The 23,539-nt window shown below is 58.7% G+C and carries 19 protein-coding genes and 1 tRNA gene; 3 read left to right on the forward strand and 17 right to left on the reverse strand.

Going from position 1 to position 23,539, the window contains the following annotated elements; all coding sequences use genetic code 11:
• Nucleotides 1-53 precede the first annotated feature (53 nt).
• The 5 genes from rpoB to B060_RS0103290 all read right to left on the reverse strand — a co-directional run bounded on the left by rpoB (nt 54) and on the right by B060_RS0103290 (nt 6,502).
• Entirely contained in the window at nt 54-4,127 is a 4,074-nt protein-coding gene (gene rpoB / locus B060_RS0103270) for a DNA-directed RNA polymerase subunit beta (RefSeq protein ID WP_018080321.1), read from the reverse strand.
• Nucleotides 4,128-4,544: 417 nt separating this feature from the next.
• Nucleotides 4,545-4,928, reverse strand: a complete 384-nt coding sequence (gene rplL / locus B060_RS0103275; protein ID WP_018080322.1) for a 50S ribosomal protein L7/L12 — start codon at nt 4,926-4,928, stop codon at nt 4,545-4,547.
• Nucleotides 4,929-4,979: 51 nt separating this feature from the next.
• On the reverse strand, nt 4,980-5,492 hold the full coding sequence (rplJ, locus tag B060_RS0103280; RefSeq protein WP_018080323.1) for a 50S ribosomal protein L10: 513 nt from the start codon (nt 5,490-5,492) through the stop codon (nt 4,980-4,982).
• Nucleotides 5,493-5,867: 375 nt separating this feature from the next.
• Nucleotides 5,868-6,110, reverse strand: a complete 243-nt coding sequence (locus B060_RS0103285) for a DUF1272 domain-containing protein (RefSeq protein WP_018080324.1) — start codon at nt 6,108-6,110, stop codon at nt 5,868-5,870.
• Nucleotides 6,110-6,502 (reverse strand): rhodanese-like domain-containing protein, encoded by a 393-nt coding sequence (locus B060_RS0103290; RefSeq protein ID WP_018080325.1) that lies wholly within the window; start codon nt 6,500-6,502, stop codon nt 6,110-6,112. The genes B060_RS0103285 and B060_RS0103290 overlap by 1 nt, the downstream gene beginning before the upstream one ends.
• Nucleotides 6,503-6,585: 83 nt before the next feature.
• Between B060_RS0103290 and ftrA the strand changes: the two genes are divergently transcribed.
• The gene (gene ftrA, locus B060_RS0103295; RefSeq protein WP_018080326.1) at nt 6,586-7,557 is read left to right on the forward strand and encodes a transcriptional regulator FtrA; all 972 of its coding nucleotides are present in this window, start codon (nt 6,586-6,588) and stop codon (nt 7,555-7,557) included.
• Here ftrA and B060_RS0103300 read toward each other — a convergent pair.
• The 3 genes from B060_RS0103300 to rplK all read right to left on the reverse strand — a co-directional run bounded on the left by B060_RS0103300 (nt 7,554) and on the right by rplK (nt 10,186).
• Nucleotides 7,554-8,492 carry a hypothetical protein gene (locus tag B060_RS0103300; protein ID WP_018080327.1) on the reverse strand — a complete coding sequence of 313 codons (939 nt, stop codon included), beginning with the start codon at nt 8,490-8,492 and terminating at the stop codon, nt 7,554-7,556. The two genes, ftrA and B060_RS0103300, sit on opposite strands and share 4 nt — an antisense overlap.
• A 577-nt stretch (nt 8,493-9,069) precedes the next feature.
• Nucleotides 9,070-9,756: a 50S ribosomal protein L1 gene (rplA, locus tag B060_RS0103305; RefSeq protein WP_018080328.1), complete on the reverse strand. Its 687-nt coding sequence runs from the start codon at nt 9,754-9,756 to the stop codon at nt 9,070-9,072.
• Between the two features lies 1 nt (nt 9,757).
• Nucleotides 9,758-10,186 (reverse strand): 50S ribosomal protein L11, encoded by a 429-nt coding sequence (gene rplK, locus B060_RS0103310; RefSeq protein WP_018080329.1) that lies wholly within the window; start codon nt 10,184-10,186, stop codon nt 9,758-9,760.
• Nucleotides 10,187-10,419: 233 nt separating this feature from the next.
• On the opposite strand from rplK, the gene B060_RS0103315 reads away from it, so the two are divergent.
• Nucleotides 10,420-13,281 (forward strand): M16 family metallopeptidase, encoded by a 2,862-nt coding sequence (locus B060_RS0103315; protein WP_236621565.1) that lies wholly within the window; start codon nt 10,420-10,422, stop codon nt 13,279-13,281.
• A gap of 57 nt (nt 13,282-13,338) precedes the next feature.
• Here the strand turns inward: B060_RS0103315 and nusG are convergent, their stop codons facing one another.
• The 8 genes from nusG to B060_RS0103355 form a co-directional block, all read right to left on the reverse strand.
• Nucleotides 13,339-13,917 carry a transcription termination/antitermination protein NusG gene (gene nusG / locus B060_RS0103320; RefSeq protein WP_018080332.1) on the reverse strand — a complete coding sequence of 193 codons (579 nt, stop codon included), beginning with the start codon at nt 13,915-13,917 and terminating at the stop codon, nt 13,339-13,341.
• Between the two features lie 12 nt (nt 13,918-13,929).
• Complete coding sequence (gene secE, locus B060_RS0103325) at nt 13,930-14,247, reverse strand: preprotein translocase subunit SecE (protein ID WP_162149114.1); 318 nt, start codon at nt 14,245-14,247, stop codon at nt 13,930-13,932.
• A 161-nt stretch (nt 14,248-14,408) separates the two neighbouring features.
• Nucleotides 14,409-14,484, reverse strand: a tRNA-Trp gene (locus tag B060_RS0103330).
• Nucleotides 14,485-14,645: 161 nt separating this feature from the next.
• On the reverse strand, nt 14,646-15,851 hold the full coding sequence (locus B060_RS0103335) for an endo-1,4-beta-xylanase (RefSeq protein ID WP_236621564.1): 1,206 nt from the start codon (nt 15,849-15,851) through the stop codon (nt 14,646-14,648).
• Nucleotides 15,852-15,935: 84 nt separating this feature from the next.
• Nucleotides 15,936-17,924, reverse strand: a complete 1,989-nt coding sequence (locus tag B060_RS0103340) for a DUF3857 domain-containing protein (RefSeq protein ID WP_155847624.1) — start codon at nt 17,922-17,924, stop codon at nt 15,936-15,938.
• Between the two features lie 207 nt (nt 17,925-18,131).
• On the reverse strand, nt 18,132-18,968 hold the full coding sequence (locus B060_RS0103345; protein WP_018080336.1) for a GIN domain-containing protein: 837 nt from the start codon (nt 18,966-18,968) through the stop codon (nt 18,132-18,134).
• Between the two features lie 151 nt (nt 18,969-19,119).
• Nucleotides 19,120-21,348: a S9 family peptidase gene (locus tag B060_RS0103350; protein ID WP_018080337.1), complete on the reverse strand. Its 2,229-nt coding sequence runs from the start codon at nt 21,346-21,348 to the stop codon at nt 19,120-19,122.
• Between the two features lie 168 nt (nt 21,349-21,516).
• Nucleotides 21,517-21,873 carry a YbaN family protein gene (locus tag B060_RS0103355; RefSeq protein WP_026172560.1) on the reverse strand — a complete coding sequence of 119 codons (357 nt, stop codon included), beginning with the start codon at nt 21,871-21,873 and terminating at the stop codon, nt 21,517-21,519.
• 155 nt (nt 21,874-22,028) lie between these two features.
• Between B060_RS0103355 and B060_RS0103360 the strand changes: the two genes are divergently transcribed.
• The gene (locus tag B060_RS0103360) at nt 22,029-22,886 is read left to right on the forward strand and encodes a hypothetical protein (RefSeq protein WP_018080339.1); all 858 of its coding nucleotides are present in this window, start codon (nt 22,029-22,031) and stop codon (nt 22,884-22,886) included.
• A 185-nt stretch (nt 22,887-23,071) separates the two neighbouring features.
• On the opposite strand, the gene B060_RS0103365 is transcribed toward B060_RS0103360, so the two are convergent.
• The coding region (locus B060_RS0103365) for an EF-Tu C-terminal domain-related protein (protein WP_018080340.1) at nt 23,072-23,539 on the reverse strand (468 nt) is incomplete at its 5' end.

Consider the following 23,539-nt stretch of genomic DNA (forward strand, 5'->3'; position numbering starts at 1 on the left):
CGCCCCCCGGTTTTAGGCCGGGAGCGCGAGGGGGCCTTGCCCCCTCGCCGTCCTTATGTCGTCCCGTTTTCCAGCTCGACGTTCAGACCCAAGGAACGCATTTCCTTGATCAGTACGTTGAAGCTTTCCGGGATACCGGCCTCGAAGCTGTCGTCGCCGCGGACAATCGCTTCGTAAACCTTGGTGCGGCCCGCCACGTCGTCGGACTTGACGGTGAGCATTTCCTGCAGGGTGTAGGCGGCGCCGTAAGCTTCCAGAGCCCAGACTTCCATTTCCCCGAAGCGCTGACCACCGAACTGCGCCTTACCACCCAGCGGCTGTTGGGTAACGAGCGAGTATGGCCCGATGGAGCGGGCGTGGATCTTGTCATCGACCAGGTGGTGGAGCTTGAGCATATAGATGATGCCCACGGTGACCGGACGCTTGAACTGCTCACCCGTCAGACCATCGTACAGGATCGACTGGCCGGAACGATCGAGACCGGCAAACTCAAGCATGTCTTCGATATCGCTGATGTGGGCACCGTCAAAGACCGGCGTCGCAATCGGCACGCCGCGCGACAGGTTCTTCGCCAGGTCGATCAGGTCTTCTTCCTCTTCCGGAAGCTCCTGATCGGGACCGTAAACGCCGCGCAGGTGATCGATCAAGGCCTGCTTCTGGCCGCCGTTCTGCCAGTCTTCGAGCAGAGCCGCAATTTGCAGACCGATATTGTGACAGGCCCAGCCAAGGTGGGTTTCGAAGATCTGACCGACGTTCATGCGCGAAGGCACGCCCAGCGGATTCAGAACGATATCGACGTGCTCACCATCGGCGAGGAACGGCATGTCTTCAACCGGGAGAATCTTTGAGATAACCCCCTTGTTGCCGTGACGGCCGGCCATCTTGTCGCCCGGTTGCAGCTTGCGCTTCACCGCCACGAACACCTTGACCATCTTCATGACGCCTGGGGGCAATTCGTCGCCGCGTTGCAGCTTCTCGACCTTGTCCTCGAAGCGGCGGTCGAGACGCTTGCGGGCGTCTTCGAACTGGCGCTTCATGGCTTCCTGTTCAGACATGATCTTCTCGTCTTCGAGAGCGATCTGCCACCACAGGCCCTTGGACACTTCGCCCAGCTTTTCCTCGGTCACTTCACCGCGGCCCATACCCTTAGGTCCGGAGATGGCGACCTTGCCCAGCAGGATTTCCTTCAGGCGGCCATAGATGTTGCGTTCCAGGATCGACAGTTCGTCGTCGCGGTCCTTGCCGAGGCGTTCGATTTCGGCGCGCTCAATCGCTTGAGCGCGTTCATCCTTTTCAACGCCGTGACGGTTGAACACACGCACTTCGACGATCGTACCGGCAACGCCGGGTGGCAGGCGAAGCGAGGTGTCACGGACGTCGGAAGCCTTTTCACCGAAGATGGCGCGCAGGAGCTTTTCTTCCGGCGTCATGGGCGACTCCCCCTTCGGGGTCACCTTGCCGACCAGGATATCGCCCGGCTGGACTTCGGCGCCGATGGCCACAATGCCGGCTTCGTCGAGGTTGCGCAGGGCTTCTTCGCCGACGTTCGGGATGTCGCGGGTGATTTCTTCCGGCCCAAGCTTGGTGTCGCGGGCCATGACTTCAAACTCTTCCAGGTGGATAGAGGTGAAGATGTCATCACGCACAATGCGCTCGGAGATCAGGATCGAATCTTCGAAGTTGTAACCGTTCCACGGCATGAACGCGACGCGGACGTTGCGGCCAAGCGCCAGATCACCGAGGTCGGTCGAGGGACCGTCAGCGATAATATCGCCGGCCTGCACCTTGTCGCCGACGCGGACGATCGGGCGCTGATTGATACAGGTGTTCTGGTTGGAACGCTGGAACTTTGACAGGCGATAGATATCGACGCCCGGCTTGTTCGCATCGGCTTCTTCGGTGGCGCGGACAACGATACGTGTACCGTCGATCTGCTCGACCACACCGGTGCGGCGGGCCGCAACGGTGGCGCCGGAATCGCGGGCCACGACTTCTTCCATGCCTGTACCGACGAAAGGCGCATCGGCCTTCACCAGCGGCACGGCCTGACGCTGCATGTTCGAGCCCATGAGGGCGCGGTTGGCGTCGTCGTTTTCAAGGAACGGGATCAGCGCGGCGGCGACCGACACAACCTGCTTCGGCGACACGTCCATATAGTCGACGGTGGCGGCCATTTGCAGACCGGGTTCGCCGTTGACGCGGCCCTGAACCAGATCGTCGACGATGTGGCCATCCTTCAGGGTGATGTTGGCCTGAGCGATGACGTGCTTCGACTCTTCCATGGCCGACATATAGACGACCTCTTCCTGCGTCTGGCCGTCGATCACCTTGCGGTAAGGCGATTCAATGAAGCCATACTTATTGACGCGGGCGTGGGTGGCCAGGGAGTTGATCAGGCCGATGTTCGGGCCTTCCGGCGTTTCAATCGGGCAGATACGGCCGTAGTGCGTCGGGTGAACGTCGCGGACTTCAAAGCCGGCGCGCTCACGGGTCAGACCACCAGGTCCCAAGGCCGACAGGCGGCGCTTGTGGGTGATTTCCGACAGCGGGTTGGTCTGGTCCATGAACTGCGAGAGTTGCGACGAACCGAAGAATTCACGCACCGCGGCGGCAGCCGGCTTAGCGTTGATCAGGTCGTGCGGCATGACGGTGTCGATATCGACCGACGACATGCGCTCCTTGATGGCGCGCTCCATACGCAGCAGGCCGACGCGGTACTGGTTTTCCAGCAGTTCGCCGACAGAGCGGACGCGACGGTTACCGAGGTTGTCGATATCGTCGATTTCGCCACGGCCATCACGAAGGCCGACCAGGATCTTGAGGATCTGGAGGATGTCGTCCTTGCGCAGCACGCGCACGTCATCCGCCACGTTCTCTTCAAGACGCATGTTCATCTTGACGCGACCAACGGCCGACAGGTCGTAGCGCTCCATGTCGAAGAACAGCGAGTTGAACATCGCTTCAGCGGCTTCGATCGTGGGCGGCTCGCCCGGACGCATGACGCGGTAGATGTCGAACAGAGCATCTTCACGGCTGCTGTTCTTGTCGACGCGCAGTGTGGAGCGCATGTAAGGCCCGACGGTGACGTGGTCGATATCGAGCACGTCGACGGTCGTGAAGCCCTGCTCAGCCAGAACGTTGATCGAGGCGGCGTCGAGTTCGTCACCGGCTTCGGCGTAGATTTCGCCGGTCGTGAAGTTGACAGCGTCGCGAGCCAGGTAACGGCCGACCAGCGCATCGGCGGCCAGCAGCAGCGACTTGACGGTGTCGCCCAGCTTCTTGGCGGTACGGGCGGAGATCTTGGTGCCAGCGACCGCGATCACTTCGCCGGTATCGGCGTCGATCAGGTCGAATTCCGGCTTCACACCGCGCCAGCGCTCAGGCTTGTAAGGCGTGACCCAGCCACCTTCACGCTTTTCGTAAGGCACAACATCATAGAAGGTCGTGAGGATTTCTTCGCCGTCCATGCCCAGGGCATAGAGGAAGGACGAGGCCGGCAGCTTGCGGCGACGGTCGATACGGACGTAGACGACGTCCTTGGCATCGAACTCGAAGTCGAGCCACGAACCACGGTAAGGAATGACGCGGGCGCCGAACAGGAGCTTGCCCGAGGAGTGGGTCTTGCCCTTGTCGTGATCGAAGAAGACGCCCGGCGAACGGTGCATCTGCGAAACGATGACGCGCTCGGTGCCGTTGACGACGAAGGTACCCTTGTCGGTCATGAGCGGGATATCGCCCATATAGACGTCTTGTTCCTTGATGTCCTTCACCGAACGGGCGCCGGTTTCTTCATCGGACTCAAACACGATCAGGCGAAGCTTGACCTTCAGCGGCGCAGCATAGGTGATGTCGCGCTGAATGCACTCTTCCACATCGTACTTGGGCTCTTCGAACTCATACGACACGTATTCCAGCGTGGCGCGCTCGTTGAAGTCCTTCACCGGGAACACCGATTTGAACACAGCTTCCAAACCGTCATCGATACGGTTGGCCGGACGGACATCGCGCTGCAGGAACTGCTCATACGATGAGCGCTGCACCTCGATGAGGTTCGGCATCTGGATAGCTTCGGGGATGCGGCCGAATGACTTACGGATCCGCTTTTTCTGGGTGAACGATAAGGCCATCGTTTTTCCTTGGCGTCATGAACGCTAAAATATGTGGTCGATATGCAGTTAGACTGCGGGGGCTTCAAGGTTTGGGTTTTGTCCCATTTCCGGGGACGAAAAATTTGCCTTGCGCCTACTCTTTTTTAGTCGTGAGACCAAAGACGCTGTTAAGTGATCCATCTGTTCGGATCAGTCCCTTCGCCGGCAGAAAGAGCATAAGGCCGGCATGCGGGCCCCGGTTCAAAGCGCAATACGCCTCAAGGGGGAGCGTCCCGTACCCCGTTTATCCCCATCTGTAAAGGGGCAAGGCTGAATTATTTTGAAAGAGTCAAGCAGAAATTGCTTGATGCATATTCAGGGGCCTCGAAACACATAAAAACAGGCCCGGAAGCGAACTTCCGGGCCTGTTCTTTTAAATTCTGGCAAAAGCCAAAATTACTTCACTTCGACCTTGGCGCCGGCGTCTTCAAGCTTCTTCTTGATGTCGGCAGCTTCTTGCTTCGAAATGTTTTCCTTCACGACGGCAGGAGCGCCTTCGACCAGGTCCTTAGCTTCCTTCAGGCCCAGATCGGCACGGATGCCACGGATTTCCTTGATCACGTTGATCTTCTTGTCGCCGCCATCAACGATGGTGACGGTGAATTCGGTTTGCTCTTCAGCAGCTTCGGCAGGGGCAGCAGCAGCGCCACCGGCGGCAGCAACGGCAACCGGAGCAGCGGCGGAAACGCCCCACTTTTCTTCGAGCATCTTGGAGAGTTCAGCGGCTTCCAGAACGGACAGAGCCGACAGGTCGGCAACCAATTGGTCTAACTTGGACATGTGATTTCCTTAAAAGGTTTAGAGTTGGATATGTGTAATGAATGAGTTTGTTTAAGCGGCTTTGTCTGAGTAGGCCTTGACCACGCGGGCCAATTGACCAGCCGGCGCCACCAGGATACCGGCGATCTTGGTCGCAGGTGCCTGAAGCAGGCCGACAAGCTTGCCGCGCAGTTCGTCGAGCGACGGAAGCGTGGCCAGAGCCTTGACGCCGTCAGCCGTGAGAACTTCCGTACCGAACAGACCGCCAATGATCTTGAGCTTGTCATTTTCCTTGGCGTATTGGGCCGAAATTTTCGCAGCGGTAACCGGATCAGCCGAATAGACCAGAGCGACAGGGCCTTTGAAGAGGGCATCGCCCTTTTCACCAGCCGAGCCAGCCAGGGCCTTTTGAGCCAGACGGTTCTTAAACACCTTCAGCACGGCGCCTTCTTTACGAAGACGGGTACGAAGATCAGACATTTCCACAAAGGTCATACCCGTATACTGGGTAACAACCACGGTGGCGTTATCGGCGAAGACGCTCTTGAGCTCCTCGATCGATTCAGCCTTTTTTGCGCGGTCCATTGCTGGCCTCCATGGGGTGACGTCTCACGGGGAAATCCCGAAAGACAAAACAAATGACATAAGCGCCTGAGGAAATCCCCAAACGCTATAGTCGCTGTCGAGATGAGATGCTGATCACCCAAAGGCACCAGACTTCCACACTTAAGGAAAGACAGGTAAACTTCGATGGCGTTTCGCGTCCCGTCTAATTTCGAAACCTGAGGGCTCTCAGATATTATGACCAGGCGACCCCTGATCGTCGAAAGTCTCGGACAGAACGACATTAAAGTTGCGCTACCGCTTCGCTGCCTGAGCGCTGTTAGGCGTCCAGGTCCTCGAAGCTGAGTACGCTTCTCCAAGCCGAGGTGCGCCCTTTACAAGGAAAGCTGTCGTAAATCAAGGGGCGAGGAGCGATTTGTTGACCCTGCGCTGCGTCGAGGCCGGATAACGCACCAGCTTTTCCACCGGCCGGACAGGACGGCGCTCGAAACCGCCCCCACAGTTCGGACAGACGCCCCGCCATACATCTTCCACGCAGGCGCTGCAAAAGGTGCATTCAAACGTGCAGATCATGGCGTCGGGTGCGTCGGGCGGAAGATCCCTGTCGCAGCTCTCGCAATTCGGACGCAGCTCCAGCATCACGCGCCCTCCACAAAGGCAAAGCCCTCGTCGGCCCAGCCGGTCAGGCCGCCGATCATCAGCTTTGCGCGACGCCCGAGTTTGGCCAGTTTCAGCATGGCCTGATCGGCGCCGTTACAATGCGGTCCGGCGCAATAGACGACAAACAGTGTATCGCCTGGCCATTTTGCCAGAGCTGCCTCCGAAAGCTGGCGATGCGGAAAATGATGCGCACCGGGGATATGGCGGCGGTTGAAGGCTTGCTCCGTCCCCACGGCATGAAGCAGAACGAAATCGCTCGCGCCTTGTGACTGGGCGGCATGAACGTCGGCGCAATCGGTCTCCATGGCCAGCCTGGCGCTGTAGACGGTGATGACATCTTCTGGTTTGGCGGCGGGATAGGTGGTCGGCATGTGAAGTCTCCTGTTGACGCTTCACCATGCCATCGGTGGATTGCCGCTTGAAGATGGCGTAAATGACATCTATAGAATAGATCATGCCAAAAGCCCCCGCACTCAATCGCAAAGTCGCCCTCCTCGCCTTTGATGGCATGCCGCTGTTCGAGTTCAGCATTGCCGTCGAACTGTTCGGGCTTGACCGCCCTGAAATGGGCCCTGACTGGTATAGCTTTCAAGTTGCAAGCCTTGAAGGTGCGCCGGCACGCACCACGGCCAGTATTCGCGTGGCGGTGGATGCGGGACTGGAAGCCTTCGCTGACGCCGGCACGGTCATCATCCCGGGCTGGCCGGTCGATCGACCTGTGCCCGTCGAACTGATTCAGATGCTGCTGGCAGCCCATAAGCGCGGCGCCCGCATCCTGACCATCTGCTCGGGCGTCTATGTGCTGGCGGCCAGTGGCCTGCTGACCGGCAAACGCGCCACCACGCACTGGAAATACACCGATCACGTCAAGACGGCCTATCCCGACATCCAGGTCATCCCCGATGTGCTCTATGTCGATGAGGGGCAGATCCTGACCTCGGCCGGCAGCGCCGCTGGTATTGACCTCTGCCTGCACCTGATCCGCCGCGATTTCGGTCCGGTGGCCGCCAATAAGGTGGCGCGTCGCCTGGTCGTGCCGCCGCACCGCGACGGTGGTCAGGCCCAGTTCATCGAGCGCAGCGTGCCGACTGATTATGAAAGTGGGCGGTTAGGCCCCCTGCTCGATCATATGCGCGAAAACCTGCATCAGGAACACCGCATCCCCGATCTCGCCCGGCGCGCCGGCATGAGCGAGCGCACCTTCCTGCGCCGCTTCAGCGAAGCCACCGGCATGACGCCGGCCAAGTGGCTGCTGCATGTGCGGCTATGCGAGGCGCGCGATCATCTGGAAACCAGCGACGTCAGCATCGAGCGCATCGCCGAGCATACCGGCTTCGGCACGCCGACCAATCTGCGCCATCATTTCCGCGAACAGATGGGCACGACGCCCACGGCTTACCGGCAGACCTTCAGCCGCGCGTCCTAAGCTTGCACTTTATTGTCTCCCAGCATAGCGGCTCTGGCCAGCGCCGCTTCATTGAGGACGCCCATGCGGATAAGATCGGCCTTGCCGGCCTTGCCGACGATATCGAAGATCGTCTTTTGCTCTTCAGGGGTAAAGTAGGTGCTGCCGCGTCCTGACACGCCCTTGTTGATGCGAACGGCTTCCGTATCCATCAGGCTCAGGGCAAGCGCCTTACGAACCCCCTCTTCCGAATAGTGGTTCTTCGGATCGACGTGGCGTGCCACCCGCGCCAGCACCATCTGTGGCTCATCCTTGAGCTCTTCATAGGTCAACCATAGCGGAGGGCGCTTGCCCTGAGCACGACACTCGCGGTCATAACGCAGCCATTGGCCATAGAAGCGCGCGTACCATAGCGACACATAATGAACCACGCTGTAGCGACGTTCCTCGGGCGACATCTCTCGTATGGGCTTGCCATTGGAGATGATCGAGTCATCGATAAAAATATCCGGGTCTTGTTCCATACCCTCGATCATATTGATGCCGCTGATCAAAGTATCGAGGATATCGCGCGACGACAGAACCACGGGAATATCGAAGATCTCCAGCATGTCGGTGACGTGACGGGCGGGATAGACATGTAGATGCATGACCGCCGCGGATGGTCGCGGCGTTTGCATGATATGCTGGCTGAGAACGGTGGGAAAATAGAGGTCGCGCGCCTGATCCAGATTGGCATAGGAGCCGCGTGACAGATAACTCTGGTAATTATTGCTCATCAGGTGGAGCAAGGCGGTGCGCATGAAGGTGCCGCCAACCTTTGGCGGAAACGCCAACACGACCTGGCGATTATGACTGGCGGTCGTGCGGATGATGTCCTTGACATGCGCCAACATTTCACCCGTGCCGCTCGGAACGGACAGCATCACCTTGTAGATGGCTTCATAAACTGACATGTCAGCCCCTGTTCCGCGCTTATTTAAATAAGAAAAGCGAACTTGAGCCGATTCTGACGAGATTTCGAGCGCGAATACAGGCTTTAAGATTATCGTTGAACTTTGCAATTCAGAGTGAATGGGTGTGAAAGCCGGCATGTTGTGGCGCAGTTTACATAAAGCACCCATCACTTTGCTCTTTTTGAGATGACGGATATTAAAAAGGGGAAGGTGCGCCTACACCCTCCCCCACATTACCTGAGCTGCGGCAACCCGGAGAGGAAGTTCACTCAGATAAAACCTGCGTTTCAAATATAGAATTGAAACTATGTAGCATCGCCCAAATCACAGATGTCGCAAAAACTATAAAAAGCAACCGCGTTATTCAAAGACGAAATATCATGAGCCGAAAATGCTACAAACGCTTATATATGTCGAGTGAATTAAAAGTAATATAGCACCCGTCTTTTTGCAAAGACCTGCAAATTTAGCCGCCCGCTTTGACTTAAAAAGCTCTGCAGCATAGAAAAAGCCGCCCCCGACGGATCGGAAGCGGCTTTTAACGGTTTGCAACAGGTCACCCTGCCGCAAGATCAGCTTAGGAAGCGGAGGCCGTATCGACCTTCACGCCAGGGCCCATCGTCGAAGACAAAGCGATCTTCTTGACGTACATACCCTTGGCGCCGGACGGACGAGCGCGAACCAGCGCATCGACCAGAGCCTTGACGTTCAGTTCGAGGGCTTCGGTGGTGAAGCTCACCTTGCCGACGCCGACGTGAACGATACCGGCTTTTTCGACACGGAACTCAACGGCGCCGCCCTTGGCGTCCTTGACGGCCTGAGCCACGTTCGGGGTCACGGTGCCAACCTTCGGGTTCGGCATCAGGCCACGGGGACCAAGCACCTTACCGAGGCGACCAACCAGGGCCATCATGTCCGGGGACGCGATGACGCGGTCGAAATCCATGAAGCCGCCCATGATCTTTTCGACCAGGTCTTCGGCACCAACGACTTCAGCGCCAGCAGCGAGAGCTTCTTCAGCCTTCTTGTCCTTGGCGAACACGGCGACGCGAACGTCCTTACCGGTGCCGGACGGCAGGTTGACAACGCCACGGACCTGCTGGTCGGCGTGACGCGGGTCAACGCCCAGGTTGATGGAGATTTCAACGGTTTCGTCGAACTTCGCCTTGGCGTTGGCCTTAACCACGCCGAGGGCTTCGGTCAGACCGTAGGACTTGTTGACGTCGACATCCCAGGCTTGAATGCGTTTTGCAGTTTTGGTCATATTAATCCACCACCTTCAGGCCCATGGAACGTGCCGAACCCTCAATGATCAGGGTGGCGGCGTCCAGGTCGATTGCGCTCAAATCCTTCATCTTCTTTTCGGCGATATCGCGCAGTTGACCGCGCGTGATCGAACCGGCGACTTCGCGGCCGGGAAGCTTCGAACCGGACTTCAGGTTCAGGGCTTGCTTGATGAAGAAGGTCGCCGGCGGCGTCTTCGTGACGAAGGTAAAGGACTTGTCCTGATAGACCGTGATGATGGTCGGCAGGGGCGTACCCTTTTCCACGTTTTCGGTACGGGCGTTGAATTCCTTACAGAAACCCATGATGTTAACGCCGCGTTGGCCCAGTGCAGGACCGATGGGGGGCGAAGGCGTGGCAGAGCCGGCCTTCACCTGGAGCTTGATATAGCCCAGGATTTTTTTAGCCATTAGATATCTCCTAGAGTGCCAAGAAAAGGCACATTGTGAGCCGTGGTGTGGATCTCTCCTCCCACGGTTTTATCCTCGTTGTGATACGAAGAGCGGGCGCTATAGCGGGTTTGATACCGCTTGGCAAGCCATCCCCTTGCAAGATAAGGCCAAATCTTATCCGCACTTGGGTCTTTACATATATCGCGGGCATGAGAATAGTTCCACTCTCAACTTTCAGCAGCAGGCAAGACATGACGAAATCCAGGCTTATGACCAACCTCTCCCGCTCGCCCCTTGCCTGGCCTCTAGCCGCCCTGCTGATGGCGGCTATACCGGCCACGGTCACGGCGCAAACGGCGCCCGCCACAGCGCCAATAAACGTGCCGGCCATCCCCTACACGACGCGCACGCTGCCGAACGGCTTGAAGGTCTTCTATTCGCGCGACACCACGACGCCCAACGTCACCATTCAGATGTGGTATGGCGTCGGCTCCAAGGACGATCCCAACGGTCGCTCCGGTTTCGCCCACCTGTTCGAACACCTGATGTTCAAGGCGACCCGCGACATGCCTCCCGAAAGTCTGGACCGCCTGACCGAGGACGTCGGCGGTAACAACAATGCCTCGACCTGGGATGATCTCACCAACTATTTTGAAACGGTGCCCGCCCAGCATCTGGAGCGCCTTCTGTGGGCGGAATCGCAACGCCTTGGTGCCCTGGTGGTTGATCAGGCCAATTTCGTCTCCGAGCGCGATGTGGTGAAGGAAGAACTGCGCCAGGGGGTGCTGGCCCAGCCCTATGGCCGCCTGTTCTCCTTGTATATTCCGCAATATTCTTACGCCGTGCATCCTTACAAGCGCCCTGGCATCGGCTCGATCGAAGAACTGGACGCGGCGACGATAGATGATGTGCGCGCTTTCCACGCCACCTATTATCGCCCGGATAACGCCGCCCTGATCGTGGTTGGCAATTTCGACGAAAGCCAGCTCAATGGCTGGATCGATCAGTATCTCGGCAAGTTGAAAAACCCGTCGACGCCCCTACCCCGCGTCACGGCGGTGGAACCGGAACGTACAGCCGCCAAAGCCGTCACCACCTATGGCCCCAACGTCCCCCTCCCCGCCGTGGTTATGACCTGGCTTGGACCCAAGGCTTCCGACAAGGATGCTGCCGCCGTGAAGGTGCTCAATGCCATCATGTCCAGCGGCAAGTCTTCGCGGCTCTATAACAGCCTCGTCTATGACAAGCAGGTGGCCACTGAAGTGCTGTCAAACGGCGACATGTCGGCGCAGGGCGGTCTGATCTATTTCGGCGCTATCATGTCGGATGGCAAGACACCCGCCGAAGGTGAAGCCTTGCTGGCCGCCCAGATCGCTGACCTGCGTGATAAGCCGGTATCCGCCAGCGAGCTCGAAGAGGCCAAGACGGAACTCATCGCCGCCACCGTGCGCAATCGTGAAAGCATCGATGATCGCGCGTTTGCCCTTGGCGCCGCCATGCTGATTGAGGGGGACGCCGCCCGCGCCAACAGCGCCGTCGCCGAACTGTCGGCGGTGACCGCCGCCGATGTTCAGGCGGCCGCGCGCAAATATCTGGCGGCCAACCGTTCGACCACCATCCGTTATCTTTCGGAGTCCGAACGCCCGAAGGGAGAAACAGAAGCAACGCCGATCGCTCCGACGGTCGCCAGCGTCAAGTTTACCGGCGAGGTCTATGCCCTGCGCCCCGCCGATCTGCGTGAGGCGATGCCGCCACTTGGCAAGGCCGTCGACCCGGTACTGCCGGTGCCGAGCGAACAGATTTTGCCCAATGGCCTCAAGGTCATTGTCGCCCATAGTTCCGATCTGCCGCTGGTCGCGGTACGACTGCTGGCCAAGGCGGGCGCTTCGTCCGATCCGGCCGGCAAGGCCGGAACCGCCAGCCTGATGGCCAATGTCATAACCGAAGGCACCACCACCCGTTCGTCGCAGGACATCGCGGTGCAAAGCGAGGCGCTCGGCACCGAGCTTTCGGCCGGTTCAGACTGGGAGTTATCATCGCTGCGCCTCAATGTCGTGAAGACGAACCTGGTGCCGGCCCTCGATATCATGGCCGATGTCGCCCAACACCCGGCCTTCAGCGCCGAGGAGATCGAGCGGGTACGCACGCAAACGCTCGATGACCTGAAAGTCAATTATCAACGCCCCAGTACCCTGGCGGGCTATATTTCCGCCCCGGTGCTCTACGCCGGCACGCCGATGGGACACGTTATCGGCGGCACACCGAATTCCCTGCCGAAGATCGGGCGTGACGACCTCGTGCGCTTCCATGACTCGGCCTGGCGCCCGGATAATGCCGTGCTTGTGCTGACCGGCGATATCACACCGGAGGAAGGGTTCGCGCTTGCCCGCAAGACCTTTGGTGACTGGAAAGCACCCGCCGGCGCCGCACTGACCGCGCCGACCGTCACCCCGACCGCCGCACCGCGCGATCTCATCATCGATCTGCCAGGCACCGGCCAGGCGGCGGTTTTCGTCGCCAAAACGGCCATTTCACGCAAGGCCGTCGACTACTATCCCGGACTAGTGACCAATACGGTGCTCGGCGGCGGTTACTCGGCGCGCCTCAATCAGGAAATCCGTATCAAACGGGGCCTTTCCTATGGCGCAAGTTCGGGCCTGTCGCCACGCCAAACCACAGGTGGTTTCACGGCGGCCACTCAGACCAAGAACGAATCGGCAGCCGAGGTGGTGGGCCTGATCAAGACCGAGATGACGCGTCTGGGGAGCGAGCCTGTCGGGGCGGACGAGATGACGGCGCGCAAATCGGTGCTGGTGGGTGGTTATGGCCGCGCCTTAAGCAGCGCTGACGGACTGGCCAATGTGCTGGGCGACCTGGCCTTCTACGGTATCGATCTGACCGAAATCCAGCGCTATACGGCCAAGGTTACGGCTGTCACGCCGGCACAGGTCAGCGCCTTTGCCAAGACCCACCTCGACCCGGCCGCCGCCAGCGTTATCATCGTCGGGGATCGCAAGAAGATGGGAGACGCCATCGGTACGGCCCTGCCAAATGCGGAGCATATTCCGCAAAGCGAACTGGATCTGGACCGACCTGACCTGACGTCAAAATGATAAAAAAAGCGCTCCGGAAAACCGGAGCGCTTTTTTTGAAAGATTATCCAGACTGGATTAAACGCCGGTCTTCTCGACCTGAGCGTATTCCAGTTCGACCGGCGTGGCGCGACCGAAGATCGACACCGAAACGCGCAGACGGGCGTGTTCCTGATCGACCGACTCAACAACGCCATCGAACGAGGCAAAGTGGCCGGACGTGATCTTGACCTTTTCGCCGATGTCGAACGACAGGACGGGCTTCGGACGCTCAACGGCGGCGGCCGAGTTACCAAGGATGCGATCGACTTCCTTTTGCGATACCGGCATGGGCTTCGCGCCCGAACCGAGGAAGCCGGTGACCTTCGGCGTGTTCTTGACGAGGTGATAGGCTTCGTCGGAAAGCTGCATCTTCACCAGCACGTAGCCGGGGAAGAACTTGCGCTCAGAATTGAATTTGCGGCCGCGGCGGATCTCGACGACCTCTTCGGTCGGTACGAGGATTTCCGAGAACTTGTCTTCCAGACCCTGGCTCTTGGCCTGATCGCGCAGAGCCTCGGCCACCTTCTTCTCGAAGTTGGAATAGGCGTGGACGATGTACCACTTGTGGTTCGGGTTGGACGTGACAGCCGTTTCGGCGGGAGCAGGATTTGCCATGTAAGTTAGTCCTTATTGGCCGATTTTGGTGACATAGTTTGTCAGGAAGCCGAGAGCGCCGTCAATAACAAAGAAGAAAACACCGGCCAGCACGACCATGATCAGCACCATGACGGTGGTGATCCAGACTTCCTTGCGCGACGTCCAGGTGATGCGCTTGGCCTCGTTCTGAACTTCCTTGAAGAACTTCGCCGGATTGAAAGGCTTTTTCGGCGTCTTGACCGCATCCGCCGTCGCGGCATTACCACTGGCAGCCGCCGGTGCAATCTTGCCGATCGCGACCTTGCGGCCCGGCTCAACGGTCTTTGTCTTGGTCTCTGGTTTCTTCACCGTCAAAACGCCTATCTTATGTTAGCGCCGCATTGCGCGACTTCCGAACAACAGAAATGAGGCTCGAAAACGAATTTTCAAGCCTCCAAATTATGGGGCCCGCATAGAAGAGTGCACAAAGTCATTTGTACGACACTTTTCGGATGCGTTCCGAAAGAGATTGGCAGGGGCGGAGGGATTCGAACCCACGACATCCGGTTTTGGAGACCGACGCTCTACCAGCTGAACTACACCCCTGCAGTTCTCAAGGAAGACCAGTGCGTAAGCCTTGGCACATCCATGGGAGGCGTGCGGTTTATCAGTGCTTGGGCGAACGTGCAACAGGCAAAGCAGCAATTATTCAGCATTTTTCACAGCAAATCCGGCCGTGCCGCAGGTCATGATGGCCGGCGCTTTGATTACGGCACAAATGCCGGATCCACGATCGCCCACAAGGCAGACTTAGGATTAGCCGAGGTATCGAACAATAAGGGCCAGTTCGCGCGTGTGACCGGATAGGTATTAAGCCACGTACTCTTGTCCGTTATGCCCCATGTCGTCACCGACTTGACGGAGGCATGGGCGGCAAACACCGCAAAGAGTTCGCGGTATTTCAAGGCCTGGGCCTGAAGCGCCGTGTTATAGGCACCCGTGCCCGGCGCAAGCGCTGCCAGACAGGTCGACGGCGTACCAAAACAACTGCCCGGATCGTTATAGAGCGACACATCCATTTCGGTGATGTGGTTGATCAACCCCTTGGCCTCGACATCGGCCAGGGCGGCTTCAACCTGCGCCGCCGATGGATAACTGATACTGATGTGCATCTGATGCCCAACGCCATCGACAGGCACGCCACGATCGATCATGCCCTGGACAATGGTCATCAGACGCCCGCGCTTGCCGGCATCTTCCGTCGAATAGTCATTGATGAACAACTGCACGGCAGGATCAGCGGCGCGGGCAGCATGAAAAGCGTAGTCGATGAAATCAGACCCGAACAGACGATACCACTCCGAGTCACGATAGGTGCCCGAGGCATCATCGCGCGTCGCCTCGTTGACCACGTCCCAGCAATAGACCTTGCCCTTGAAATGGGTGACCACGTCGGTAATGTAGGTTTCGAGACGTGCCCGCACCAGCGCCTTGTAAGCGGTCATATCCGTGCGGTCGCCATCGAAGAGCCACGACGGCGACGTCTGGTGCCACACCAGCGCGTGCCCCCTCACCTCAATTCCATTCGCCTGGGCGAAAGCGATCAGATCATCGGCCGGCGCGAAATTATAAACACCCGCGCTGACGCCGATCGGGCTGGCCTTCATGACGCTCTCGGCGGTGAGGCTGTTGGCGTGCTTGAGCAGAACCGCCTTGGCGCCCGCCTCATTAGCAGTGCCGAAGTCGGCCGCCATGCCGATTTTGAACTTGCCTGCGAAAAAGGTCTTCAGCGCCGGCGCGCTGGCCGGATCGGGCAAGACGCGGCCCGGAATTGAGGATGAACTGGAGGCAGAGGATGACGAACTGCTGCCGCCACCGCTGGAACTGCTACCCCCGCCTCCACCGCCGCAGGCCGCGACCAGAGATGAAGCGGCAACGGTAACCAACAGCGACCGGCGGTTAACTGGCGTCATAATCTTCTCCCGTGATCTTATCATGAGGCGCTTGGTGCGCCTCTTGACGCCATGTAAGAAGATTATGTCAGGTGTGTCAAACGCCTACAGTAAACGGGCGATGAGCCATATGGCGACACCCGCCAGCGGAAGACCGCCCCAGATCGCAGCGCGGGTGATAAAGCCCGGCAGCCATGAAAGCGCCGGTTGCGCCGGCACGCAGATACTCATGCGATCATAGGTGCCGATCTCGCTATAGGCACGATCCAGCGCCATCTTCTCATCGGCGGAAAGCCACGGCCTGACCACGGTGTAGTCACGTACCGCCTCATAGCCTTCGGCCGTCTGATGCGGTGTAAAACTGAGGCGAAGCCCGCCGAAATCCCATACCTTCGCCTTTTCGGGCCAGACCAGAGTCAGGCCGGTTTTGATCAGGGTGGTGATCCGGCCTTCGCGGACATCGCCGATATCGAACGGAAAGCGCCGGCGGCCTTCGGGCTCTTCCAGCACATAGTCGAAACCCGATTCCGGACTGAAGAAGACCTTGTCGCCACCGCCTCGGTGCCACGGGTTATCGGTCGTGACCAGGGTGGTAATGGTGATTTCATTGAGCCCGCGATCGTCGATCATCTGCGGGATGGCGCACATGTTCATACCGTAGATATAGCTGAACAGGGCGCAGCGATCCTCGACATAGCTTGTCAGGCTCTGATGGCGCAGTTCGCGCCGCACGCCATCGGCGCGGGCGCCGCGATAGATGTAGTCGATCTCGATCAGGGTCTCCTCACCCTTCTTTTCGGGCAGATGGATAACCTCTCGAACCTCGTAATCAAGCGCCGGCTGCTTGTCCATCATGCGGACCAGATCACCGCCCGGCTTGAGGATCAGGGCGTAGCCGAGATCGTTCTGCGCCATATGGGCCAGATCGCCGCCCTGCGCCACATCCGACGTGCCCTCGAACCAGTACATGCGCCCTTCGTGAACGCACATGGAGATACAGTGGTTGAAGGACCCTAGTCGCGGCTGGGTGTTGATCAGGTCGAAGCCACGCTTAGTATCAACCAAGGCCGGCCAGCTTTCCACCCCCATCTTCGTCAGCATAGCCGCGATCATTTTCGACACGTCCTTGCAGTCACCGATACGGTCGGCATAGATTTCCTTCAGGGTGCGCGGCACAAAACCACCCTCCCCGAACGAAAACGCGAAGTAGCGGATGCTTTCCTGTACCCAGCGCACGGCAGCAACTATGCGATCGGCCACCTTGTCGTGATCCGCCTCGATCTGTTGGATGACCGCCAGCAGGCCTTCGGGATAATTGTTATCGCCCTCAAAGCCGGTGCGCATGACATCGCCGACGCGCGGCCAGTTGTCGATACTGGAGGCATAGGCGCCACGTACCGGCATCACCCAACCGGGGCTGTCGGACTCGTAGTCGCACTCACGGATATGCTCGGCCTCGAACAGAATTTCGCTGTAGCCATCATCCAGTTTGCTGACCTTGGGTTCGGTCCAGCCGAGCGGAAACGGCCGCATATAGATCTGGCGCTGCGGCGGCACCAGAAGGCGGGCGTGGCGCTTGTCCCAGTAGATGACGTTCTGTAACATCACCGGCACCGAAAATTCGCCCTGGAAACAGGCCGGGTCACCGGCAAGCGTCATGGCGGTGTCGATGATATCCCCCACCCGCACATCCGGCAGGGTAATGGCCATGGTCCAGCGGCCATCGAGCACCAGACGTTCGAAACTGCGCTCGCGGCGCATGACGATATAGCGCGATTTGACATCGACCTCGATCACCTCATCGCCGCGCAGGATGCGGATATGGTGGATGGTCAGGTCGTCATAATAGGGATTGAACGGCAGGGTGACATTGGCCAGATAGCTCATGGCCGACAGGTTCACCACCTCTTCGATGGTGCGGTTATAGCGGTGCGGATGCAGATCGAGCCGCGACTGGTCATCGACCAGCCAGGTATAGAAACCGTAGGGTGCCATGGATTGATCGAGCGTGGCCGGGCGCTTGAAATCCTGAATCTTGACCCACGCGGGCTCAGGAGCAAAATGTATGCGCCGCCTGACCTCTTCCTCAAACACGTTTTCCGCCCCCAAAAAACTCCAAGCCCGGCAGAGGGTCGCTCTGCCGGGCTAAATCGTTAACACAGGGGTTAAGCCTGTAAAGGGCTAAAGCAAGGATTCATCCGGTAGGAGAAATTCATTTTTAACTCAGGCGCCGCAGAGCGCCTCGCATCAGCTCGGGCGGGCTTTACCCTTACCAAACTGGATGTCCCATGGCGCTTGGAGCTACCACTGACCGACGATGACATTACCCGAGCCCATGATCGACTTCTCTATATTGCCGCTCACCGACCGGACGCGCACATCGCCCGACCCGACGATATTGACCTCAAGTCCCTTCGCTTCACCGCCAAAGCGGACATCGCCTGAGCCGGCGATATTGACTTCCATGCTCGGCGCCGTTCCGCTGGCCAGCTTCACATTGCCGGAGCCACCGATATTGACCGAGATCTGGCCATTGACCTTATTGATGGCGATATCGCCATTGCCGCCGATATTGGCCTCAAGCGCCCCCACTGAGTTGGCAGTAAAGTTGCCGGAACCACCGATATTGACTTCGGCGTCGGCCGTATCGACCAGATTGATGTCGCCGGAACCGCCGATATTGACCTGGGCCCGTCCCGCCACGCTTGCAATCTGCCAGTTACCGCAACCGCCTTCGCTGAATTCCAGCGTCTTGCTAGCGCCAACCGTGCCGTAGGTGGCCCCGCCAGCCGAGACCTTGGCGTCGAGCGGCACCTTGATATAGACGGTCGGCAGATCGGCATTGGCCACCTGCCCCAGACCGCCGATCGTCACGCCGCCGGCTTTGCAGTTCAGATTGCGGCTTTTCAGCTTACCATCGGCCACCAGCGTATTGCCCTTGGTGCGCACCATGATGACCGGCACCTTGGCCGTGCCGTAGACGACCTTCAGCTCAACATCATCGCGATTTTCCGGGGTGACAACAACGCGGGCGGCGATGTTGGTCAGTTCAACCTCGGTATGGGCCGAAGCGGTATTGGCGGCCATCAGGCCCAGGGCGCAGACCGAAGCAGTGGTGATCAGGGCAAAAGTTTTCATGCTCGCATTCCTTAGTGGCGCCTCCTCTCCGGAAGCTATGAACACATTTTGGTCACAGGTACCGCCGGATACAACTTAATTAGCTGTCATGAAGCGTTTGTAATCTCAGATATGAAAAAGGCGGGCCACTAAAGGACCCGCCTGATATGTTTTATGAACCAGCTTTGAGCTTACGATTGAAGAAATCAAGCTGCAGCCGAAACTTCTGCAAATTGCGCTCATTGCCCTTGAGACCGTGCCGTTCGCCCGGATAGAGCATCAGTTCGAACGGTACGCCCTTCTTTTGCAGGGCCGCCATCACCCGTGTCGAGTTGGTGAGCTGCACATTGTCATCGGCCATACCGTGCATCAGCAACAGCTCACCGGGCTTGAGGTTATCGATGCGGTTCAGCACATCTCCGCCGGCATAGCCTTTCGGATTATCCTGCGGGGTCGACATGTAACGCTCGGTGTAGGCGGTATCATAAAGCTGCCATTGCGACGGCGGCGCACCAGCGGCGCCGGCGGCAAACGGCGTATCTTTGGCCGTCATCGCCATCAGGGTCACGAACCCGCCCTGTGACCAGCCGGTGATGCCAATATGGTCACCATCGACATAGGGCAGGGTTTTCAGCCAGTTGGCGCCCATGATCTGATCGTCGATATCCGGTCCGCCAAACGACTTGTAGATCGAGCGGCCAAACTTGACCGAACGACCGGGGGTGCCGCGGTTATCGAGCGAGAAGACGATATAGCCGGATTCCTGCCACAGACGCGTGGCCGGCGAGACCCAGGTCTTCTTGACCGTCTTGGCAGCAGGACCACCGTAAATCGACACGATGACCGGATACTTTTTCGCCGGGTCGAAACCGCGCGGCTTGAGGAGGTAGTATTCCAGCTTTTCGCCATCGGCCGCCGTCAGTTCGCCGAATTCCGGCTGGCTATAGGTGTCCTTGTAGGGATAGTAGGGATGCTTGGCGTCGAGCTTGTTTTCCTCGATCCAGCGCAGTCGCTTGCCCGTTCCATCGTAAAGCGCGCTTTGCGTCGGGGTCTTTGGATCGGAATAGCTGCCGATAAAGGCCGCACCGCCGCCGGAGACCGAGACCGACCACCAGCCGCCGGCCTTTGTAAGGGCCACCGGCTCACCCGGCGTCTTGTAGCTGACCTTGTACAGGCCGTGCTCGATCGGTGTCTCCTTCGAGGCCTCAAAATAAAGCTCACCGGTCTTTTCATTGATATCAGCCAGTCTATCGACCGGCCAGTCGCCATGCGTCACCTGACGGATCAGCTTGCCGTCTGAGCCATAGTAATAGACGTGCTTGTTGCCATCGCGCTCGGATGACCAGATGAAGCTGCCATCGGCCAGCAGGCGGAAATCATCGTGTAGTTCAACCCAGGTGCCAGATGTATCTGACAGGATGACTTTTGAAACGCCAGTCACCGGATCGACCTGAAGCAGGTCCAGCGTGTGCTGGTCGCGGCTCAGACGCTGAACGTAGAAACTCTTACCATCCTTCGCCCAATTGACCCGCGTCAGATAGATGTCCGGATTGCTGCCGAGATCCACCTTCACATCGCCGCCGCCAAGCGTCTTTACGTACAGTTCGACCACAGCGTTAGGCTTGCCGGCAAACGGATAACGCTGATCAATGATCTTGACACCCTCGCCGCCGATCTCGACCCGTTGGGCGATGTCGACGCCGCTTTCATCGGTCTTCTGGTAGACGATCTGGGTCGCCAACGGGCTCCACCAATATCCGGTGTGACGATCGAGTTCTTCCTCGGCGATAAACTCGGCCGTAGCGTAGGTGGTGGTGCCCTCGCCCTTCGGCGACAATTGGGTCTCGGTCCCAGTCTTTAGATCTTTGAGATACAGGGTCTGGTCGCGGACAAAGGCGACCGCGCCGCCCTTGGGGGACAGCTTGGCGTCCACCTCATCCCCGGCGGTTTCGGTCAGGCGGCTGACCTTGCGGCTGGCGCGATCGACGAGATAGATGTCGCCATCGAGCGGCAGCAGGATCGACTGGCTGTTCTCCGACCATTCGTAAGCCACGACGCCACGCGCCGACACGCGCATCCGCTCACGGCGTGACTTCTCGGCCTCGGAAAGCACCTTGTCCGCCGAGGACAGGCTGTTAGCGTCGACCAAGAGAAACGGCTCGCCGCCCTTAACAGGCACGGCCCATAGGTCCTGAATATTATGATCGCTGTCCTTGGGCTTCAGCCAGGTCAGCAGCGTGCCGTCGGGCGATAACTTGACGCCGCTGGCGCCGGGGCCGGAAAGCGCCGGATCGGCGAAGACGCGCTCTGGCGTAAGGTAGGCCTGTTGCGCGCTGGCGACTGGTGTCTGCGCCATCGTGGCTCCCGTCATCATGGTGGTGGTCATCAAAAACGATCCCATCAGGACCAGGGGTAAACGGACGGATTTCACAGGCGCACTCCCAACGTAGGCCAAGGCGGTGAAGCTAGTCCGTGCCTGACGCCTGCGTCAAGCGGTTGCAGCCGATACGACCAATTTCCTTTTAGCGTGCGCCGTTTGTTTCCGTATTGTGGTTGCGGATCAGGTTTCTTATTGGGAGGGTCTCGTCAGGATGAAGACGGCGCATAGGGCACAAACCATACTTGGCACGAAAGCCCAATAGCCGTGGTGGCGCATAAGATAGCCCGACAGTACGGAACTGACCGCCATGGCCGAAACAGCGGCGATCTTGGCGCTTTGGGTGATGGCGCCGCGCTCACGAAAGGCGCGGATGGGCGGGCCGATCTTCGGATGGTTCATGATCTTCGCCTCCCACGCCGGGTTGGAGCGCGCGAAGAAAATGGCGGCAACGATGAAAAACACCGTGCTCGGCATGACGGGCAGAAAGGCCCCGATGATGCCCAGCCCGACAAACAACAAACCCGCCAACATGAAAAGTATTCGCATGTGCAAACCATAGCGCCAAACCTGCCCTGCGCCTATAGCCATTTCATCTCCAAACAGAACATATCGTCGCATCGAACCGCATGGATTTCTGATCGTGGTGGACTTCATCCTTCGAACAGGCTAACCGCCATATTCCCTCTTTAAAAGGCAAGTGTATGCAAGCGTCAGGGCCGGAACCCTCCTCTCCCCTGGCCGACTCAGACAACGAGTTTCGCAAGCTCGATGCCGAGTTGCGCGCGGCCGGCGTCGATACCTCCCAATTCGGTTTTTACGATCAGCCCTCAAGCCTCAATCCGACCAGCTTGCGCGAATCCTATGCGCGCTGGGTGCAGCTTCGTCCGCGTGACGCAGCCTATGATGCGCATTTGCGAACCGTCGTGCCCAAGCTGTGCGAACTGATCATTTCCGCCTTTGAGGCTGACAACTGGCACGGCGGCTGCGTCGAGGCCTCGACCATGATGGCGCGGATGCTCGACCGGCTTGGCATCTGGAGTTTCAGCGTCATTGGCTCGACCACTTTCGAAGTCCTCACCCGTGGTCTGTGCTGCGGGTTTTACCGGCACGATTTTCAGGATTTCCAAGATGCCGTTCTGGGCCATGCCTGGGTGGTGATTCCGCCTTATGGTGTGGTGGACGCCACCGTCGCGCTCCAGCAATGGGGCTACGATCCGATCACGCAGTTCCTGCCGGCTTTTGTGGCGGCCGAGAATACCCGCCGCATCTTGCCGCACGTCTCCGATGTGGTGAGTTGGCGGATGCGCAGCCATTTCGATTTCACAGACGGTTATCTCGATGAAGCGCTGCACCTGCGCCTGGAGCCCGACCTGACGAAATTCGGTCTGGATTTCCCGGCTGTGCAGATCGAGGAAGGCCCGCTCAATATGCGCTACGTGCCGCTGCATATCTACATGTCAGACGGCCCGCTCGAAACCATCAATCATGGTGGCGCTATGGGGCGTTCCGGTGGTGATATCTGGGATCAGGTGGTTGCGCCGGTCTTAGGTGAGGTTTGAAGGCGAAGGGCCGCAGGCCCTTTGATCCCATAACGCGACAGCGATTAATTAGCAGCCTGCAAAACTAAAAAGACCCCCGGCCCTAAAGCCGGAGGTCTTTTTAGTTTTATCGGTCGTTATCTAACCACCGTCGTGTATCGGGGTCGAGGGGCCAAAGTACGTATCCTGCGGCCCCTCGCCTTCAACTATTCCACGATCTTGGCAACGACGCCGGCGCCGACGGTGCGGCCACCTTCACGGATAGCGAAGCGCAGCTTCTCTTCCATGGCGATCGGGGTGATCAGTTCAACGTCCAGCTCGGCGTTATCGCCAGGCATGATCATTTCCACGCCTTCGCGCAGGCGGATGATGCCCGTCACGTCGGTGGTACGGAAGTAGAATTGCGGACGGTAGTTGGTGAAGAACGGCGTGTGACGACCGCCTTCTTCCTTGGTGAGGATGTAGGCTTCAGCCACGAACTTCGTGTGCGGCGTNATCGAGCCGGGCTTGCAGAGAACCTGGCCGCGCTCAACGTCTTCACGCTTGGTGCCGCGCAGCAGAACGCCGACGTTGTCACCAGCTTGACCTTGGTCGAGCAGCTTGCGGAACATTTCAACGCCCGTGCAGGTCGTCTTCTGAACCGGACGGATGCCGACGATTTCGACTTCTTCACC

The sequence above is a fragment of the Asticcacaulis benevestitus DSM 16100 = ATCC BAA-896 genome, from assembly GCF_000376105.1.
Classification (GTDB): Bacteria; Pseudomonadota; Alphaproteobacteria; order Caulobacterales; family Caulobacteraceae; genus Asticcacaulis; species Asticcacaulis benevestitus.